Consider the following 19,179-nt stretch of genomic DNA (forward strand, 5'->3'; position numbering starts at 1 on the left):
CCTTTCTTATCTAACTAAACGCATCTTTTTATAGTAACTATCTATCTATGGATGAAAATATCAACTATTCCATTCAAAGAGCAGTTAGCTAAAAAGAAGGATAATTTATCCCTTCTGTCGAATTTTGAAGGATTAGTACGATGAAGGAGATTTTAAATGGATTATATTAAAAATATGAGGAAATATATTGGTAACGAAACCCTATTCACTGTAGGTTGTGGGATCATTATAGAGGATCATGAACAAATATTGTTGCAACACCGAACAGACGAAGACAATTGGTGCATACCAGGTGGAATGATGGAAATTGGAGAAACTTTTGAGGAGGCAGCAACAAGGGAATCTCTCGAAGAAACGGGACTTACTGTAACTGGCTTAGAGTTGTTTGGTATGTATTCAGGTGAAAAATGCTTTGTTCAATACCCTAATGGAGATAAAGCATTCAGTGTTCAAATCATTTTTCTATCCAAACAATTTACCGGAGAATTAAAACAAAAAGATATTGAAAGCAGAGAACATCGATTTTTCAGTAAGACAAACCTTCCTGCTAACTTAAATCCGCGCCAAAAATCATTTATAATTGATTGGGCAGAAGAAAAAAGATATCCAATTATTAAATAGTTTCATAACCTAAAAGGCTTTAAAGGAATCAGAAATTAATAAAGAGTGAAACAACCAGAACAGTTATGATTTGATTTTTTCACTCTTTTAATATAATGCTATATTCAGTAAAAAGTTTTTGTAAATTTACCATAATTAAGCCATTCCTTTTACTATTAAAGCATTAATTGAAATACAATTCTTTATAAACTCACATATTGTATATCTTAATCGTTGAAACATTTACCAGAATCAATGGTGTTAAATATTTGTGTATATACATCCTTAAAATTAATTTTTTTGAATTTCACATTCTCTTCTCTTACTTTTGGAAATTTACCGATCACACCAATCATTAAATTTTTCCCATGATAAAGAGGTGTGTATATCGTATCAGAATTACAACCAGTAAATATGACTAATATTAGTAATAAAACTGGAATTATTTTTTTCATAAATTAAACTCCTTATATGTATGTAGTTGATTAGTTGTTTTTTCTATCCAATATCTCTTCCCCCAATATAATAGATAAAATTATATTTCTATGCGGTATTCGAGTTTTCCTCTATATACAAAAATAAAAACCTCTATTCTCTATTTAGAACAAAGGTTTTCAATTACTTTATTATCTTGTTACAAGCTGTCTACTCGATTTAGGTTCGTTATCTACGATCCTACTAACTTCATTTAATTTTTCCTTATTCACAAAATCAAAATCATTTAATCCATTATATAAACCTTCATTATTAATAGGTTGCTTCTTTTTTTGCACTGTTTGGTTTTCCATTAAACGCTCAATCCCCAATTTAATAAGATTAAAAGCAAAAATCGAAACAATAAAAGCTATACTTGGTCCAATGATTACCCATGAATCAATCGATAACTCGATGTAATTTGCACCAATCATTGCAGACCATTCATTAGCTTGTGACATCGGTCGGTCGACTCCAAGATCTAAGTAAAGAACTTTAACACCACCAATAAATAGTTTAAAAACACCTAATTGGGTTAGTAAAAATAAAGTTTGTATAGTCTGTTGTACAAATAATAAAAGAATACGGCTTCGTAAATAAGGTATTACATGCTTACGGCGGATCCAGCCATTTCGTGCACCTATGACTTTAGAGCTAGTAATGAAATCATTTTTTAAAAAATCTCTTACTTCTTCACTGATTGAATTCATCAATACTGGAATCGAAATAATGATTAGTAATGATATTTGAATTGCGATCGTTTTTTCTTTTACTGCTTCTGGAACGTCATTTAACTTCTCAAAAAATGGAAATATAATGATAACAGCTGGTACATAACGAAATGCATTCAAAATTGGTTCAATAATTTTTAATAATCTTTGATTCATGAATCCGAAAAATGCACCTAATAAACCGCCAAATATGACTCTCATAAATCCTACAACTATTGCAATGGATAAAGTGTATTTAGCACCATCAATTACCATCCAAAATACATCTCTTCCAAAACGGTCGACACCTAAAAGATATTTCCAACTTGGAGGATAACCATATGTATCGACTAATTTACCTTCTGCATTATATAACAAAGCTGGGGCTGGTTTGATCGTATCCTTAATAAAGTAAGTATAAATAAAACTAAAGGTGATTAAGCCAAGTATGATGAAGCTTCCTATTATAATTGGTAAATACTTTTTAATTTTTATCATATAGCTTGTCCCCCTTTCATTTTATTTACAATTTGTTTAAATAGAATCTCTAGCAAAAAGAACGGGATAAATAGTAATACTAACGCCATAAAAAAGATTTCAGGCGAACTACTATTATTAAATAAAAATGAAAAATAGCCCTTCATATTAAAGAATTTTTCTACTATTAAAAGATTCGAAATCATCATCCAAAATATTAACTTACTATTACTTAATAAAGTAATCGCAACATTACTGAATATATGACGGATAATAATCCAGGAATTAGAAAGTCCCTTTGCTTTTGCATACTCTACATAGTCTCTAATTTTTTCTTCCTGTATTGCCAGAAATAACATCTGGAAAAGTTGGATCGTCGGAATAATCGATACAAGAATGATCGGTAATGCGTAAGCTTTAGATTCAAAGCCACTTATTGGATCGACAATTTTAACGCCGGTTTTATTAAATATCCATAAAAAGAAAATTTGAAATGCGCAAATCATTACTATGTCTGGTATAGATTGTAAGAAAAATAGGAAACTATTCATTATTTTTCTAAATGATTTTGGACCTATATTTACTAGATAGGCAATAAATAATGCGACGAAAATTGAAAGTAAAAACGCAGAAAAAAGAATCGTAAAAGAATATACGTATGGCTCTAAAAATACAGAAGAAAAAGGAACATATTGAAATTCTTTTAAGTAAACTTCTAAATTATCGAAGTAAAAAAAACTCCAAAAAAAGATTTGTAGTTGATTCCAAAACTCTACCAGTCGCTCTCCTTTTGGTAAAAATAGAGTAAAAGAAGTAGCCGTAATTAAACCAATTCCGAATATAGTTAAACAAAACTGAAGAAGATATTTAGATATAGTTTTACTTGTTTGTATCATGTTTTTTACACAATCTGGTTCGTCTAATTGTGTATTATTTCCCCTCCTTTTCTTGCTTTATCTTATCTTTACTAAATACTAGAAAACCTCCATCACTTAATTTGCCGAATTTCCAAAATGTCCCGTACTGTTTAATATACATATATTTTTGGTTATGCTTTTTCCCAACTCTATAACCTTCTGTAGTAGATCGAATGTTTTCACCATATTTGCCGAATTTGTCTTGGATGTTTTTTGGTTGCTCGTCAGGTTTAAAAAATAAAATGCCAGTAATGTTTTTATTTTTTGATTCTAATAAAATTTTCTTATTTGCCGTGCCTTGTTCATCCGTTTTTATAGTAGTTTCGTAGATTACTTTCTTTGTATCATCATCCTTAAACAGAATATTAAATTTAGCATTTTTAGGAAGTGATGATTCCACTTTAATCCCAACACTTTTTAAATCATAAGTCCCTTGTGCTTTAATAGCTAAATTTTGTGGAGGTTTTTTAATAGTACATGCTGAAAGTGCAACAGTTGCAAAAGTTAATAAACAGACCATTTTTAATTTTTTCATTCGATTTAAAAAACTCCTTTCTAAGGAATAAAATTTATTTCCATTTTTTCTTATAAATGTTGAAATTTTTAACCAAATTCAAATTAATTTTATCAAAATAATGACGGCTTGTGCAGTAAAATTGTTATAATTTTCAATTTTATCGAATAATTTTACCATTTAAATGTTTTTATACAGTATAATAGACTCGTACCAACTACTACTAAAGGAGGCAATTTGATGGAAAAAATGTTAGTAAAACGTTTAACACGTGCTGAGGTTCCAACAGAAATGACATGGAAATTAGAGGATTTATATCCGACTCGTGCAGAGTGGCTAGTTGCTTTAGAACTAATTGAAAATGATTTAATAGAGGCGAAATCGTTAAAAGGTTCTGTCCTTAAGTCTGCTGAATCTTTAAAAAAGGCATTATTAACTTATGAATCTATTATGCTTCAATTAATTCGTTGTGGTACATATGTAAGCTTACGTCAGTCTGGAGATGGTTCAGATTCTCAAAATCAATCTGATAGTTTACAATTTTCAAGCTTAAGTACAAAAGCAAATACAACTTTAACGTTTATTCAGTCAGAGCTTTTACATTTGAATAATGACATGTTAGAGGCATTTATTAAGGAAGAAAATGAAATTGAGGTATTTAAATTATTATTAGAAGAAACTATTGCATCTAAAAAACATAGATTACTCCCTGAAACTGAAGAGGCTTTAGCTGCACTTGGTGAAGTTACTTCTGCCCCATATCGAATTTACCAAACTAGTAAGGCCGCTGATTTAAAATTCGATTCCTTTGAAGATGAAAATGGAAAAGAATTAGAAAATTCGTTTGCTATGTTTGAAAACTTATATGAATTCTCTCCGAATCATACAGTGCGTAAACAGGCGTATGAATCTTTTACTAAAACTCTTACCCAATACAAAAATACATATGCTTCGATCTATGCTACTCAAGTAAAAAAGGAAGTTGCTTTAAGTAAATTACGTAATTATGATTCAGTTACGCAAATGCTCCTTGAAGATCATAAAGTAACTTTAGAAATGTATCATAATCAATTAAATATCATCTTTAAAGAACTAGCTCCACATATGCGTAGACTAGCTAACTTAAAGAAAAAACAACTTGGACTTGAGACGATTCATTTCTATGACTTAAAAGCACCACTAGATCCAGATTTCAACCCAAGTACTACTTATGAAGAAGCAAAAGAAACGATTTTAAAATCACTAGAAATTATGGGACCTGACTATGTTTCGATTATGGAAAAAGCATTTGATGAGCGCTGGATCGATTATTCCGATAATGTTGGTAAATCAACAGGTGCATTTTGCTCTAGTCCGTATGGTGTGCATCCATATATTTTAATTAGCTGGCAGGATACGATGAGAAATGCATTTGTACTTACTCATGAGCTTGGACATGCTGGTCATTTCTATTATGCAAACAAATATCAGCGTGTTGTAAATACTCGTCCTTCTATGTATTTCGTTGAAGCACCTTCGACATTTAATGAGATGTTATTAGGCCAATATTTATTAAAACAAACAAATGATCCAAAAATGAAGCGTTGGGTCATCCTTCAATTACTAGGTACTTATTATCATAATTTTGTAACTCATTTACTTGAAGGTGAGTTCCAAAGAAGAGTTTATGAACTTGCTGAAAAAGGTACGCCTCTTACAGCGACAACTTTCTGTGAAGTTAAAGGGAATGTTCTGAAAGAATTTTGGGGAGATTCAGTTGAAATTGATGAAGGTGCAAGTTTAACTTGGATGCGCGAGCCTCATTATTATATGGGACTTTATCCATATACTTATTCTGCTGGATTGACTGCATCTACTGCTATTTCACGTAGAATTGCCTCAGAGGGCCAACCTGTTATTGATGCATGGATAGAAGTATTAAAAACAGGTGGATCGAAAAAACCTGTTGAACTTTTAAAAATGGCTGGTGTTGATCTAACAACAAGTGCACCAATCAAAGAAGCTGTTGAATATGTTGGTTCATTAGTGACTGAATTAGAGTCTCTTTTCTAAAAATATCAAAAAACACCTAAATTATTTTAATATAAATAATTTAGGTGTTTTTATTAGTTTTTCATTTATTTCTTCTTCCCTTTTGTTCCATTACTATAAAGAATAAATCCAATACATCCGAATAAAATCGGTCCAAGTACGATTGGTAAATATTCTAATAGTGTAGTATCTGGAGCTGGAATAAGTGTTAAACCGATTGTTCCAACTACTGATATCATTCCAATGAGTGCAACGAAAATAGCTAGTGAATTACTTTTAATTTTAAACGGTCTGTTTATTTTTTTATCAGTCATACGAAGTTTAAGATATGCACTAATTAAAAATACATAAGGAATAAAAAATGCCAATGTCGACATTAAAACTAGCATATTTAATGCCTTTGAAACACTTGGTACAAAAGCAGAAATAATTAAAATGAATGTAACTGCAACTGCTTGACCTAATATTAAAATTGATGGCATACCATCTTTATTTTCTTTTAATAAGTTTTTAGGAAGAACATCCTTTGCACTCTCAGCAATCATCACACTAGGATTTAAGATTAAAAATGAAAGAGAACCTACAAATGCTAATACAAAGCAGATTCCTAAAATTTGAGAAAGTGAAAAATTCAGTCCAAATTGTGAAGTTATTTTATCCGCAAATAAATATAGTGCAGTCGCAGTTTGGTCAGATGAAATTGTAATGACAAACTGGAAAGCAACTGTTGCAAGTATATAGACTAATGCAATAATAATTGATGTAATAAAAATTGCTCTCGGAAATGTTTTTTGGGGATTTCTTACATTCCCCGCAATCGTTCCTAGCATTTCTGCCCCTGAAAAACCAAACATTAATGTTGATAAAAACATTATCGTTCCAAAAGATAAATTATTTGGCATGATTGTACTTTGTGTAAAGTGAGTAGCGCTTGGTTCACCGCTAAACATACTATAAAATCCGAAACCAAATATTAATATTGCTGGAACTAATACGCCAAGTGGTGCGCCGATCGACGCAAGTCTTCCGCTCATTTTAGTCCCTTTTAATGTAAGTAATGTAACAATCCAAAATATAACACTAGATATAATAGCTGTTTTCATAGGATGGCTTGCCATTTGTGGCTGGTTAATTCCATATGCAATCGCAATTGTAGTTGTTAATAAAAGTGACGGATAATATGTAAAATTAGCAATCCAAAAAAACCACGAACATAAAAATGAAGCTTTTTCTCCAAAAGCTTTTCGAACCCAAACACCCATACCGCCTTGATTTGGATAGGTTGTAGATAGCTCAGCTACAATTAATCCAATTGGAATAAAATAGATTAATGCTGCAACAATCCAATAAAATAAAGCTGAAGGACCAATTGTTGAAGCAAAAGCAATATTACGTAATCCTAATATTGCATTTATACTTAAAAATGATAAACCCATTACACCTAATTTTTTAGTCGAATCCATGATGATACTGCACCTTTCAATATAAAAAAATCTTCTACTTATTAATCACTTGAGTAATTATACAGATATATTAATATAAATTCAAACGTTATCTTATATTAGTATAGTATTTTGAATTGATGTAAAATTTCATCTTTAAATGATGGGTTATTGATAAAGTTTTGAACTTCGTTAATAAAGTCAATATCTAATTTATTCTTCTATAAAAACACAAAAAACCCACGAGTAATTTCCTCGTGGGCTACTTAGTTTATTAATCAACGTAACGAATAATTTCTGCAACTTCTTTACGTGCAAGTTTCTTTGCAGGTTCTGATGGATATCCAAGTGAAATGACCATGTTAATTTCGCGGTTTTCCTCAATCTCTAAATACGTTCTAAGTTTATCTTGAGCTAAAAGGACAGGACCTGTCATTGGACATGTTCCTAAGCCTAAGGCATGTGCTGCTAACATTAAGTTTTGTGATGCTAAGCAGCTACTTTTAATTCCTTCTTCTTTCCAAACTTCATTTTCAACAAAGCCGATTGGATCAAATATTTTTGTTCTGAATTTTGATTCATAAGGTGTTGCTAAACAAATTATTAAAACTGGTGCTTCTCTAAATGCTGTTGCATAAGGACCAAAAGAACGAACTAATAGTTTACCTTCTTTTTCTAATCCTTTTTCTTTTGCTTTTTCAGCAACTTCATGTAAAGAATCCCATGTCATCTCTTCAATTTTTTTAATTTTGTCAGTGTTTTTAATAATAATAAACTCCCAAGTTTGTGAGTTTGTATCACTTGGAGCATAACGTGCGCAGTCAATAATTTCTTCAATTATTTCATTTGATACTGCTTGATCAGTAAATTTTCGAATACTTCTTCTTCCGTGAATAATTTCTTTAAACGAATTGTAATCCATGCTTCCACCCTTTATTGTATATGCTGATCTTCATTCATCCCTTGATGTTTTACTAATTCATAGTAAAAACCTTGTTTATCAATTAGTTCTTCATGTGAACCTCTCTCTATACACATTCCATTTTTCAAAACAAGTATTTGATTAGCATTTTTAATTGTATTTAGTCGATGAGCAATGACAAAGCTTGTTCGGCCTTGCATTAGTCTTTGTAAAGCTTCTTGAATTTTAATTTCAGTAATTGTATCAATACTACTTGTTGCTTCATCTAAAATTAAAATTGCAGGATTTGCTAGAATAGCTCGAGCAATTGAGAGAAGTTGCTTTTGACCTTGACTAATTTGCTGATCATCTTGTTGTAAAATTGTATCATATCCTTTTGAAGATTTCATAATAAAACTATGTGCATTCGCAAGCTTTGCAGCCTCTTCTACTTCTTCATCTGTTGCATCTAAACGACCATATCGAATATTTTCTCGAATTGTTCCTTTAAATAAAAATGAATCTTGTAAAACAAATGCCATTTGCTGTCTCAAGTTTTTTCTAGAATATTGATCAATACTTACACCATCTATGAGTATATCACCACTATTGATTTGATAAAAGCGTGAAAGTAAATTTACTACTGTAGTTTTACCTGCACCTGTTGGTCCAATTAAAGCGATTGTCTCACCTTGTGATACTTTGAATGAAACATCTGTTAATGTATTTGAATCCGAATCCTTCCCATAAGAAAAATTAACATTTTTATATTCAACTTTACCTTGAATAACCTTTTGGTCATTAATAATGTGGGATTCATCAATCGCTTCAATATCCTCATCGATGATGGAGAATACCCTCTCAGCTCCAGCGATCGCAGAAAGTAATGTATTAAACTGATTTGATAAATCGTTTAGTGGACGAGTAAATTGTCTTGAATACTCAGTAAATACAACAATTGTACCAATCGAAATATGTCCTTTATAGGCAAAGTAACCACCAATACCTGCAATGATTGCAAAGCTCACATTATTTAATACATTCATGAATTTAGGAATAAATCCGGCAAAGATAAATGCCCAAAATCCTGAGTTTTTCAATTTTTCATTTTTAGTTAAAAAATCTCGAATCATTTTATCTTCTTGAGAGAAAGTCTTAATGATTCTTTGGCCGGAAACTGTTTCTTCAATAAATCCATTTAACTCACCTAAGTTACGTTGTTGGATTTTATAAAGTTGGCCAGTACGGTGCGTTATCCATTTTATACCAATTATTAAAATTGGAACAATTGATAAAGTCAATAAAGTTAAGATTGGACTATACCAAAGCATAACTGAAACAGTACCGACTAAAGTTAAAACACTTGAAAATACTTGAATTACTGAAGTATTTAAAGTCGAACTAACATTTTCCAAGTCATTCGTTACACGGCTCATTAACTCTCCGTGTTGTCTTTTTTCAAAAAATGACATTGGTAATTTATGAAACATATTAAATAGTTCTGTTCTCATTTTTGTTACAGTGTTTTGAGCAATATCAATCATCCAAAAATTTTGTAAAAACAAAGATGCTGAATAACCTAAGTAAATAAACACTAAAGCAACGATTAACCAACTTAAACCACTTAAATTATCTTTTAGAATATAATGGTCGATTGAATAACCAACTAATACAGGTCCTAATAAACCGAGTACAGAGCTTACTAAAACCATAGAAAGTACGACAACTAATTTACCTTTCATTAATGCTAGGTAAGACCATATTCTTTTTAATGTTGAGGAAACGTTATCTGCTCGAGAAGCTTCCTTTTTCTTCTTTTCCTTTGATAATTGTAAGTGTTTATATTGGAAAGGTTTAGTTAGCTCCTTTAACATTATGAATTTCCTCCCTTCCATATTGTGAATAGTAGATTGCTTTATATAATTTTGAACTTTTTAATAGAAATTCGTGTGTACCCTCTTCTACAAGTTCACCTTCATCAATAATTAGTATTTTATCTGCATTTTTTGCTGTGCTGATTTTTTGAGTGATGATTAATGTCGTACACTCGTAATTTTTTAAAGCTTCAATCAAGCTAGCTTCGGTTTTTAAATCTAATGCACTAGTACTATCATCAAGTAATAAGATACTAGGCTTTCTAAGAATTGCTCTTGCAATCGAAAGTCTTTGTTTTTGCCCACCTGAAAGGTTAACTCCTTTTTGACCAATTAAACTTTCGTATCCATTTGGAAAAGTTAAAATCGAATCGTGAATTTGTGCATGTTTAGCAGCTAAATAAACTTCCTCATCTGATGCACTTTCTCTACCCATTAGTAAATTTTCTTTGATTGTTCCTGTGAATAGTAAAGCTTCTTGTGGCACATATCCAATTTGTCCTCTTAATTGCTTACTGTTTAATTTACGTATATCTTGATCATCAATTAAAATTGTTCCAGAATTAACATCGTATAAGCGAGGGATTAATTGGAATAAAGATGTTTTTCCAGAACCTGTTGAACCCAATATTGCAATTGTTTGTTCGGGGTATGCAACAAATGAAATATTTTTTAGCACTTCTTTTTCAGAATTAGGATAACTGAAAGAAACTTGATGGAATTGAATTTTTCCTTCTAATCGATTTGCTAGTTGGTTTCCTTCATTTTTTTCTACAAAGTCTTCTTCAATTGTTAATATTTCATCGATTCGTTCAGAAGAAGCTCTCATTCTTGAAAATGCACTAATAATAAATGAAAAAACAGTAAATGATGAAGTAATACGGGAAATATAATTTACGATTGCTACAATTTCTCCAATATTCGTTTCGTGTGAATGTACTTTACTATTACCAAACCACAATACGATCAAAATCGAAGCATTCATAAATAAAAGCATGACTGGCATCGTAATTTCCATTGTTCGTAATGCAACAGAAGTTTTTTGTTTTAAATTTTGATTTATATGTTGAAATCGATTATTTTCATGGTCATTTCGTACAAAGGCTTTAATTAATTTCATTCCAACTAAATTTTCTCTTAGCACACTATTTACAATATCCACATTATCTTGAACATTCTTAAATAGCCTTCTCCCTTTTTTAACCATCCAATTTAGGAAGATAAATAAGAAAGGTAAAATTAAAAACAGAATAAATGAAAGCTTCCAATTCAAAATTAATGCCATTACGACACTACCAGTTACGATTAATGGTGCTCTCAAAATAATTCTTAAGCTCATAAATACTGCACTTTGTAATTGTGATACGTCATTTGTCAATCTAGTAATGATTGATGAAGTTGGTAAATAACTAAACGTCGTAAATGAAAAAGTTTGTACTTTCTCAAATAATGTTTTCCTTAACGTATATGAATAGCTTTGAGCAACATGAGTAGCATAAAAAGTATTTAATACTCCTCCAATAAAAGCAACGATCGATAACACGATCATGACGATTCCCCATTTTGTAACATAAGCCATGTCTTTGTGAACTATTCCATTGTTAATGATATTAGATAAAATATATGGTTGAAATAATTCAACTACTAACTCTAAAAGTAAAAAGACTATGCTTGCAAAAATTGTTATTTTATATGGTTTTAAAAATTTAAAACTATTCACTTTAGTCACTCCCCTACTAAAGAGGTAAAGATTAAAAACCCCTCCGTATTTTTCTTATCTTTTTTTAACAAATCTACAAAACTCTTAATAAAGGCATTTAAAACAGGAAAAGAACTCGTAATTAAACGAGTCCTCCACATAAAAAATTATCATTCAGTGATCGATAAAAATTCTTCAACGTCTTTAAGAGATAGTTTTACTGCCTTCTCCCAGAAATCACGTTTTGTTAAATCTACACCTAAATGTTTTTGAGCTAATTCTTCAACTGTCATAGAAGCTGTATCTTTTAAAAGAGCAATATATTTCTGTTCATAGCTCTTTCCTTCTTCCAATGCTTTTGCATAAATTCCTAATGAGAATAAGTACCCAAAAGTGTATGGGAAGTTATAGAACGGCACACCTGTAATATAAAAGTGTAGTTTTGATGCCCAGAAATGTGGATGATACTCTTCTAAAGACCCACAATACGCTTCTTTTTGAGCTTCTTCCATTAGTTCATTTATTTTATTTTTACTTACAACACCATTTTTACGCTCTTCGTAAAAACGCGTTTCAAACAAGAAGCGAGCATGAATATTCATATAAAATGCTACACTACGTTGAATTTTGTCTTCTAAAAGAGCTAAACGCTCCTGATCGGAACTCGCATTTTTAACAGCTGCATCAGCTACGATCATTTCTGCAAATGTAGAAGCTGTTTCAGCAACATTCATCGCATAATATTTATTAAGTGTATGAACATCTTTCATCGCAAATGAATGGAAAGCATGACCTAATTCATGTGCTAATGTTGAAACATTCGAAGGTGTACCTGAATAAGTCATGAAAATACGAGATTGGCTACTTTCAGGAAATCCTGTACAGAAACCACCTGGACGTTTACCTGCGCGATCCTCTGCTTCAATCCAAGAGTCCTCAAATGCCATCTTTGTAAAACTAGTTAATTCATCACCAAATTTACCAAATTGATCTAATATAAATTCTGCACCTTCAGAATATGAAACAGTAGAATCAATATCAGCCACAGGCGCATCTAAATCATACCAACTTAATTTCTCTACGCCTAGTAATTTAGCTTTTCTTTCTAAATATTCAACAAATGGAGCTTTATTGTCGATTATCGCACCCCACATTGAATCAAGTGTTTCTTGACTCATACGATTGATTGATAATGGTTCTTTTAATACATTATTCCATCCACGTTGTCCATATACACTTAAACGGAAACCAGCAAGATGGTTTAATATTTTAGCGAAATAATCTGACTCTTCACCCCAAGTTTCTTCCCATTTTCCAAAAATCTCTTTACGAACATTGCGTTCTTTAGAAGAAAATAGATTTGATGCTTGACCAACTGATAAAAGTTTATCATCATGTTCGATCTGCATTTTTCCGACAACAGTATCGTACATTTGGCCCCAACCATGATATCCGTCAACTGAAAGGGCAGTAATTAATGCCTCTTGTTCAACTGATAATAATTCACTTGCATTTTGACGACGCTCATTTAATGCGAAAGAAATTTCCTTAAACTGATCAGTTTTTAAAATATCTTTCCAAACAGAATCTTCAATTTTAGTTAATTGACTATGGAATTTTGTTAAAGACGTAGAAAATGTTGCATATAGCTGCGTTAAAGTTCCTCTTAATAAATTAGCTTTTTGATCAGCCATATTTTGAGCTTGTAAACAGCTAACAAATCCACCAGCTTGCGATAATTTCTTACCTATTACTTCAATATTACTTATGATATCAGCTAATTCCTCAACTTCATCACTACTTTTAGGAGCAGAAAACAAAGAAACCTGTCTTTCTATTCTTTCTACTAAATTAGTAATTTCTTTTATGTATGATGCGAATGCAGGAGATTCACTGCCTCCTTTAAAGAAAACATCTAAATCCCATGTAAGTGAATATGTATTTGTTGACATACGACCCCACCTTTTGGTTTTATAAGTACATTTCTTATTATACATTATTCAAAATATTTAGTCTAATCATACTACTTTATACCATTTGTAACTCCTACACAAGCTTGTTGAATTTTAGTGTAATCGTACATTTTGTCTATTTATACAAGTATGAAATGTTTAGCGTGATTTATTAAAGGGTGTTTTTAGTAAATTTTAGTAGTTTTTAGAACTTAAATTCAGGATCTGTTAAACCTTAAATATGAAGGAAATATTACAAAACTTCACTAATTGTTACATAGTTTTTAATTCTAAATTAATAAAAACCATCTCAATCGTCCTAAAAAAGTATGTTTTTCTAGAATATTTATGATCTTATTGAAAAGTTTTTATTGTTTAACTGTCTCCCTATTAACTTTTCAATTCACCTCTTCAGCCCTTTAAAATCAAGCATTTTGGCTTATTATTAGACGACGAATATTCTTAAATTGGTACTATGTCGAAACAAGCTGTAACTATTATGCAGAATTTATAGAAAATTATAAAAAAAGGTAATATATTTGTAATATAAAATAAAACTACTGAAATCTTACTGTCACATTCCCATGGTAAAGTATTATACATAGAAGATGGACAGGAGCGGGAAATATGAAAAAATTAATGACATGTTTTGTTACTACTGTTATTCTAACAATGGGATTTACGACAAATACATACGCAGCAACTTACAAAGTTAAATCTGGAGATACTTTATCTGCTATCGCAAAAAAGCAAAAAGTAACAGTTTCTCAGATTAAATCTTGGAATCATTTAAAATCAGACCTAATTAAAGTAAATCAAGTATTGCAAATTAAACCTGCAACTAAGAAAAAAACGACAACGACTAAAAAAACAACAGCTAAAGCTGCTACACCTTATAAAGTAATTAAAATGAAAGCTACAGCTTACACTGGTAGCTGTAAAGGATGTAGTGGTAAAACAGCTACTGGTATAGATTTAAAAAAGAATCCAAAAGCAAAAGTTATTTCTGTGGATCCAAAAGTAATTCCACTAGGTTCTAAAGTATATGTAGAAGGCTACGGCTATGCTATTGCTGGAGATACTGGCGGTTCACTAAAAGGAAATAAAATTGATGTATTTATCCCAAGTCAGAAAAATGCCCAAAAATGGGGAGTTAAAACAGTTACTGTAAAAGTTTATAAAAAATAAGAAAACGAGCCCTTAATTCGGGCTCGTTTTTCTATTTCTAATTCCATTCGGATTTAAGTCAAATAATCGCCGTTCTAATTCATATAAGAATTCATTTCGCTTTTCCTCATTTGATTGAATCTCTAACATCTCTAATTTTACGAATAATTTTCGTATACTTTTTCTTTGAGACATTTCCAAAGTATAGATTTTGTATGGCTCAAACCAAGGTTCCTTTTTTAATAAGTAAATTTTCCCTTCAATTAATTCATCATCTTTCTCATTAAAAGGATAACCAAAAAACTTTTTTGGCAAATAATCAATAATCGATTCAACAACTATTTGCATGATTAATTGAAACAATATTCGAAAAATAAAAAATAAAATTTTCAATACAACCTCGTGCATCGTTTTATCCCCTATTCCTTATATTACCAATTATTTTATCATTTCTTTCGTACAATAAAAATAACGATTTAATTACAAAATTTTTAAAAGCATATTTTTCGTTTTAGAAATAAATAATAAAATTAAATATTTGGTTTGGAGATGAAACTAATTGGAAGATAAACGTTTTACAATAACTGGAACCGACATTAACGAAGTGAAAAGAAAAAATGCAAATTCTGGTTTAACATATAATCAAGTTAAACAATTACTTGCAGAAAAATATATGAAAGAACGAGAAAAATAAAGAATGATTGATTCCTTCTTCTAATTTATTGTTGTAACTCGTGATTTTCTCTTAATTTATACGTAGATGATGCTCTTATTTGCTGTTTTAGTGATTTTATTTGCAGCTTCAAAGATTTAATTGCAGTTTCACAATTTTTATTTGCACTTTCACAGATTTTTATTGCAGTTCCACTTTTTTTATTTGCACTTCAGATTTAATTGCAGTACCCTACTTTATATTTGCACTTTCGATTTTTATTGCAGTTCCAATCTTTTTATTTGCACTTCAGATATAATTGCAGAAGCACAATTTTTATTTGTACCTTCACAGATTTAAATTGCAGTTCCACATTTTTTATTTGCACTTCAGATTTATCTCATAAAATGCAAAACCACTCAACGATCCATAGTTGAGTGGTTTCTTTTAATTCGAGTGGATTGAATGTTTAACTGTTGCACCTTCGTTTTCTATTTTTATTTCACTTACATCACAATTTGGAAATAAACGTGTAAAGTAGTCAATTGCTTCAGTGCAACCTTCGATCGTAACAAATGCTAATACTGTCGGACCGGCACCACTTAATACAAATCCATGTACAAATTCAGGTAATTCGATTTGTTTTAGGGTATCTAGCTCTTTTACAATTTTGCATCGATATGGTTCGTGAAACAGATCTCGTTTCATCATATCGCCTGCTAATGCCCAATTTTCCATTAACAGTGCTAAAACTAATAGATTACTAAAGCTGCTAGATTGGATAGCATCCTTATAAGGAATCGTTGAAGGTAATATATTTCTTGCGTGAACAGTTTCTAATTCGTATTTTGGTATAATTGCTACTACTGACACTTTATTTAATGTCGAGTGTTGGATATATGCTTTTCCATCTATAAAAGTCCCAATAACTAAGCCGCCATAAAGTGAAGCTCCGACATTATCCATATGACCTTCAATTGAAGTTGCGATTCTAAGTTGCTCTTCTAGAGATAATTGAAGATTACAAAGTTCATTTGCTAGAATAATGCCACCTACTATTGCTGAGGCGCTACTTCCTAAACCTCTTGTTAACGGAATATTACTTTCAAGCTTTAAATGACATGTTGGCAAAGATTTATGATTTGCTTTTGCCACATCAATTGCTGTTTTTAAGATTAAATTTGTCTGATCAAGTGGTATATCTTTCAAATATTCACTAAATCCCTCACAGCTATATTGATCATGATCATATACTTCAATTGTTAAGTATCGATTTAATGCAATACCAATCGAATCAAAACCAGGTCCCACATTTGCAGTGCTTGCAGGAACTGTTATTTGGAAAAGTTTTTTCATATCGAAACCACACCTTGTAAATGTTCTAATACAATTTTTTCTTCATTCGGTAACAATATTGGCTCAATTTTACTTGATTGAATTGCAATATCTGGATCCTTTAATCCATTACCTGTTAGGATGGCTACTACTTTTGAGCCTTTTTTGATTACACCAGATTGTACTTGTTTAAATACTCCAGCAATACTTGCACATGAACCTGGTTCTGCAAATACGCCTTCTTTTGATGCAATCCATTTATACGCTTGTAGGATTTCTTCATCTGATACACTATCAATTGCACCGTTTGACTGTCCAATTGCATTTACAGCATGCTCCCAGCTTGCTGGGTTCCCAATTCGAATAGCTGTCGCAATTGTTTCGGGATTTTCAATCTTTTTATTTTGGACAATTGGTGCTGCACCTTCAGCTTGAAAACCATGCATTTTAGGTAATTGATAACCTTTTGATAGATTGTATTCATTAAATCCTTTCCAATAAGCTGTAATATTCCCTGCATTTCCAACTGGAATTGCTAATATATCTGGGGCTTCTTCCAATTGCTCACAAATTTCGAATGCAGCTGTTTTCTGGCCCTCGATTCGATATGGGTTAACGGAATTTACTAGTGTGATTGGTTCGGACTCACTAATTTTTCTTACCATTTGTAATGCGTGATCAAAATTTCCATCGATACTAATGATATGTGCTCCATACATGACCGCCTGCGCAAGTTTACCATATGCAATTTTGCCATTAGGAATAATAACAAAACATTTCATACCAGCTCTTGCAGCATAAGCAGCAGCGGCAGCAGATGTATTACCTGTCGATGCACAAATAATTGCTGAACTGCCTGCTTCCTTTGCCTTAGCAACTGCCATTACCATCCCACGATCCTTGAATGAACCTGTTGGGTTTAGCCCTTCTAACTTAACATATAAATCAATTCCCCACTCCTCTGATAAGTGAGGTAAAAATAGTAATGGCGTATTTCCTTCATTTAAAGTTAATTTAGGTGTTTCTTCATTTATAGGTAAGAATTTTGAATATTTTTCGATTAATCCTTTATACATCAAGATCTTCACCTGCAATTCGATAATAGCTACGTACTTCATCGACAACATCAGATGTTTCTAAATTTTCCAATACTTTTTTGTATGATGAATATGAAGCATGGTGTGTTACTAAGATGATTTCAGCAAGACCTTTATGCTTTAATGGAACTTGAATAATTTTTTCAAAGCTTATATCAGATTCTGTAAAAATTGAAGTAATTTCTGCGAATGATCCTAATTGATCTTTTACTGTAAAACGGAAGAATGATTTAAAATAAATTTCATGATCTTCTTTAATTTCTTTTGGATATTGTGGTAACACAGCACTTGTGCCGTTTACACCAAGTCGCATATTTTTCATTACTGCAACTAAGTCTGATACGATTGCAGTTGCAGTTGGTAAACTACCCGCACCTGGTCCATAGAACATCGTTTCTCCTACAGCTTCCCCATATACATAAACTGCATTAAATTCATTGCTAACAGATGCTAATGGATGATTGTGTGCAATTAAAGTTGGTCCAACACTAACTTCAATTCGATTATCGTTTCTCTTCGCATAACCGATTAATTTCATTGTATAACCAAAGTATTTAGCAAAATCGATGTCTTCTGAAGATACTGAACTAATTCCACGTACTTGCACATCTTCTAGTTCAACATCCATTGAAAAACCTAATTTAGCTAAAATTGTCATTTTTCTTGCTGCATCTAGTCCTTCAACATCTGATGTTGGATCTGCTTCTGCAAAGCCTAGTTCTTGAGCTTCTTTTAACACATCCTCATATGCTTTTCCTTCATTGCTCATCTTTGTAAGGATAAAGTTTGTCGTTCCATTTACAATACCCATTAACTTAGTTACACGGTCTGAAGCTAAACCGTCTACTAAACTACGAATTATAGGGATACCACCAGCAACACTAGCTTCATAGAATAAATCGCATTTATTCTCATTTGCTACACGGAGTAATTCAGTACCATATAATGCCATTAAATCTTTATTAGCTGTGACTACATGCTTTTTATTACGGAGAGCATGGAGTATGTATTGTCTAGCATCTTCAATTCCACCCATTACCTCTACAACAACATCTACATCTGCATCATCTAAAATTTCAAATGCATCTGTTGTTAATAAATCCTTTTGAATTGAGATTGAGCGCTCTTTTTCAAGTTCCTTAACAAGAACCTTTTTTACTTGAACAGAACAACCGATTTGATGGGCTAATCTGTCCTGATGATCTTCAACAATTTTTACAACACCACTTCCAACAGTTCCAAGTCCTAATAGTCCGATAGATATACAGTCCTTCATATGATCTCCTCCGTTAAAATTTGATATTATTTCCATTATGGGAATGTTTTATGAAAATAGC

17 protein-coding genes are annotated in these 19,179 nt (G+C 31.4%); 4 read left to right on the forward strand and 13 right to left on the reverse strand.

The genetic code is table 11. The features are described 5' to 3' along the window. Positions 1-156 precede the first annotated feature (156 nt). Positions 157-621 (forward strand): NUDIX hydrolase, encoded by a 465-nt coding sequence (locus COJ46_RS02725; RefSeq protein ID WP_097977524.1) that lies wholly within the window; start codon positions 157-159, stop codon positions 619-621. Between the two features lie 206 nt (positions 622-827). On the opposite strand, the gene COJ46_RS02730 is transcribed toward COJ46_RS02725, so the two are convergent. From COJ46_RS02730 to COJ46_RS02745, 4 genes are all read right to left on the reverse strand, one after another. After that, complete coding sequence (locus COJ46_RS02730; protein ID WP_097977526.1) at positions 828-1,055, reverse strand: hypothetical protein; 228 nt, start codon at positions 1,053-1,055, stop codon at positions 828-830. Positions 1,056-1,226: 171 nt separating this feature from the next. Further along, a complete protein-coding gene (locus tag COJ46_RS02735; protein ID WP_097977528.1) occupies positions 1,227-2,282 on the reverse strand; it encodes an ABC transporter permease subunit in 1,056 nt (351 codons plus the stop codon). Continuing rightward, positions 2,279-3,157, reverse strand: a complete 879-nt coding sequence (locus COJ46_RS02740) for an ABC transporter permease subunit (RefSeq protein ID WP_097977530.1) — start codon at positions 3,155-3,157, stop codon at positions 2,279-2,281. Before COJ46_RS02740 ends, COJ46_RS02735 begins: the two co-directional genes overlap by 4 nt. Before the next feature lie 34 nt (positions 3,158-3,191). Next, complete coding sequence (locus tag COJ46_RS02745) at positions 3,192-3,713, reverse strand: hypothetical protein (protein WP_097977532.1); 522 nt, start codon at positions 3,711-3,713, stop codon at positions 3,192-3,194. 219 nt (positions 3,714-3,932) lie between these two features. Between COJ46_RS02745 and pepF the strand changes: the two genes are divergently transcribed. Beyond that, complete coding sequence (gene pepF / locus COJ46_RS02750; RefSeq protein ID WP_098565686.1) at positions 3,933-5,744, forward strand: oligoendopeptidase F; 1,812 nt, start codon at positions 3,933-3,935, stop codon at positions 5,742-5,744. Between the two features lie 65 nt (positions 5,745-5,809). Here pepF and COJ46_RS02755 read toward each other — a convergent pair whose 3' ends face one another. The 5 genes from COJ46_RS02755 to COJ46_RS02775 all read right to left on the reverse strand — a co-directional run bounded on the left by COJ46_RS02755 (position 5,810) and on the right by COJ46_RS02775 (position 13,591). Further along, positions 5,810-7,186, reverse strand: coding sequence for an APC family permease (locus tag COJ46_RS02755; protein ID WP_097977536.1), 1,377 nt, complete (start codon positions 7,184-7,186; stop codon positions 5,810-5,812). A 253-nt stretch (positions 7,187-7,439) separates the two neighbouring features. Next, positions 7,440-8,087, reverse strand: coding sequence for a nitroreductase family protein (locus COJ46_RS02760; protein ID WP_069032559.1), 648 nt, complete (start codon positions 8,085-8,087; stop codon positions 7,440-7,442). Positions 8,088-8,098: 11 nt separating this feature from the next. Continuing rightward, positions 8,099-9,940 carry an ABC transporter ATP-binding protein gene (locus COJ46_RS02765; RefSeq protein WP_097977538.1) on the reverse strand — a complete coding sequence of 614 codons (1,842 nt, stop codon included), beginning with the start codon at positions 9,938-9,940 and terminating at the stop codon, positions 8,099-8,101. Beyond that, on the reverse strand, positions 9,921-11,660 hold the full coding sequence (locus COJ46_RS02770) for an ABC transporter ATP-binding protein (protein WP_286133606.1): 1,740 nt from the start codon (positions 11,658-11,660) through the stop codon (positions 9,921-9,923). Before COJ46_RS02770 ends, COJ46_RS02765 begins: the two co-directional genes overlap by 20 nt. A gap of 149 nt (positions 11,661-11,809) precedes the next feature. Beyond that, positions 11,810-13,591: a M3 family oligoendopeptidase gene (locus tag COJ46_RS02775; RefSeq protein ID WP_098565687.1), complete on the reverse strand. Its 1,782-nt coding sequence runs from the start codon at positions 13,589-13,591 to the stop codon at positions 11,810-11,812. 627 nt (positions 13,592-14,218) lie between these two features. Here COJ46_RS02775 and COJ46_RS02780 point away from each other — a divergent pair. Continuing rightward, entirely contained in the window at positions 14,219-14,779 is a 561-nt protein-coding gene (locus tag COJ46_RS02780) for a 3D domain-containing protein (protein WP_025671360.1), read from the forward strand. Positions 14,780-14,791: 12 nt separating this feature from the next. Here COJ46_RS02780 and COJ46_RS02785 read toward each other — a convergent pair whose 3' ends face one another. Continuing rightward, complete coding sequence (locus COJ46_RS02785; RefSeq protein WP_098565688.1) at positions 14,792-15,166, reverse strand: hypothetical protein; 375 nt, start codon at positions 15,164-15,166, stop codon at positions 14,792-14,794. A 151-nt stretch (positions 15,167-15,317) separates the two neighbouring features. Between COJ46_RS02785 and COJ46_RS24895 the strand changes: the two genes are divergently transcribed. After that, complete coding sequence (locus tag COJ46_RS24895; RefSeq protein ID WP_025671362.1) at positions 15,318-15,452, forward strand: hypothetical protein; 135 nt, start codon at positions 15,318-15,320, stop codon at positions 15,450-15,452. Positions 15,453-15,857: 405 nt separating this feature from the next. Here COJ46_RS24895 and thrB read toward each other — a convergent pair whose 3' ends face one another. From thrB to COJ46_RS02805, 3 genes are read right to left on the reverse strand one after another with little or no spacing between them, the layout of a single operon-like run. Then, entirely contained in the window at positions 15,858-16,766 is a 909-nt protein-coding gene (gene thrB / locus COJ46_RS02795; RefSeq protein ID WP_097977547.1) for a homoserine kinase, read from the reverse strand. Then, positions 16,763-17,821: a threonine synthase gene (gene thrC, locus COJ46_RS02800; RefSeq protein ID WP_176522593.1), complete on the reverse strand. Its 1,059-nt coding sequence runs from the start codon at positions 17,819-17,821 to the stop codon at positions 16,763-16,765. Before thrC ends, thrB begins: the two co-directional genes overlap by 4 nt. Continuing rightward, positions 17,814-19,118, reverse strand: coding sequence for a homoserine dehydrogenase (locus tag COJ46_RS02805; protein ID WP_097977551.1), 1,305 nt, complete (start codon positions 19,116-19,118; stop codon positions 17,814-17,816). The genes thrC and COJ46_RS02805 overlap by 8 nt, the downstream gene beginning before the upstream one ends. Between the last annotated feature and the right edge of the window lie 61 nt (positions 19,119-19,179).

Source organism: Bacillus sp. AFS077874, from assembly GCF_002566505.1.
In the GTDB taxonomy this organism is placed as follows: domain Bacteria; phylum Bacillota; class Bacilli; order Bacillales; family Bacillaceae_G; genus Gottfriedia.

Excerpts from the sequence above, each read along its gene's own strand:
- COJ46_RS02725 (WP_097977524.1), top strand. The coding sequence starts at position 157 with ATGGATTATATTAAAAATATGAGGAAATATATTGGTAACGAAACCCTA.
- thrB (WP_097977547.1), bottom strand. The coding sequence starts at position 16,766 with ATGAAAAAACTTTTCCAAATAACAGTTCCTGCAAGCACTGCAAATGTG.
- COJ46_RS02765 (WP_097977538.1), bottom strand. The coding sequence starts at position 9,940 with ATGTTAAAGGAGCTAACTAAACCTTTCCAATATAAACACTTACAATTA.
- thrC (WP_176522593.1), bottom strand. The coding sequence starts at position 17,821 with ATGTATAAAGGATTAATCGAAAAATATTCAAAATTCTTACCTATAAAT.
- COJ46_RS02730 (WP_097977526.1), bottom strand. The coding sequence starts at position 1,055 with ATGAAAAAAATAATTCCAGTTTTATTACTAATATTAGTCATATTTACT.
- COJ46_RS02735 (WP_097977528.1), bottom strand. The coding sequence starts at position 2,282 with ATGATAAAAATTAAAAAGTATTTACCAATTATAATAGGAAGCTTCATC.
- COJ46_RS02760 (WP_069032559.1), bottom strand. The coding sequence starts at position 8,087 with ATGGATTACAATTCGTTTAAAGAAATTATTCACGGAAGAAGAAGTATT.
- COJ46_RS02775 (WP_098565687.1), bottom strand. The coding sequence starts at position 13,591 with ATGTCAACAAATACATATTCACTTACATGGGATTTAGATGTTTTCTTT.
- COJ46_RS02740 (WP_097977530.1), bottom strand. The coding sequence starts at position 3,157 with ATGATACAAACAAGTAAAACTATATCTAAATATCTTCTTCAGTTTTGT.
- COJ46_RS02745 (WP_097977532.1), bottom strand. The coding sequence starts at position 3,713 with ATGAAAAAATTAAAAATGGTCTGTTTATTAACTTTTGCAACTGTTGCA.
- COJ46_RS02755 (WP_097977536.1), bottom strand. The coding sequence starts at position 7,186 with ATGGATTCGACTAAAAAATTAGGTGTAATGGGTTTATCATTTTTAAGT.
- COJ46_RS02805 (WP_097977551.1), bottom strand. The coding sequence starts at position 19,118 with ATGAAGGACTGTATATCTATCGGACTATTAGGACTTGGAACTGTTGGA.
- COJ46_RS02780 (WP_025671360.1), top strand. The coding sequence starts at position 14,219 with ATGAAAAAATTAATGACATGTTTTGTTACTACTGTTATTCTAACAATG.
- COJ46_RS02785 (WP_098565688.1), bottom strand. The coding sequence starts at position 15,166 with ATGCACGAGGTTGTATTGAAAATTTTATTTTTTATTTTTCGAATATTG.
- pepF (WP_098565686.1), top strand. The coding sequence starts at position 3,933 with ATGGAAAAAATGTTAGTAAAACGTTTAACACGTGCTGAGGTTCCAACA.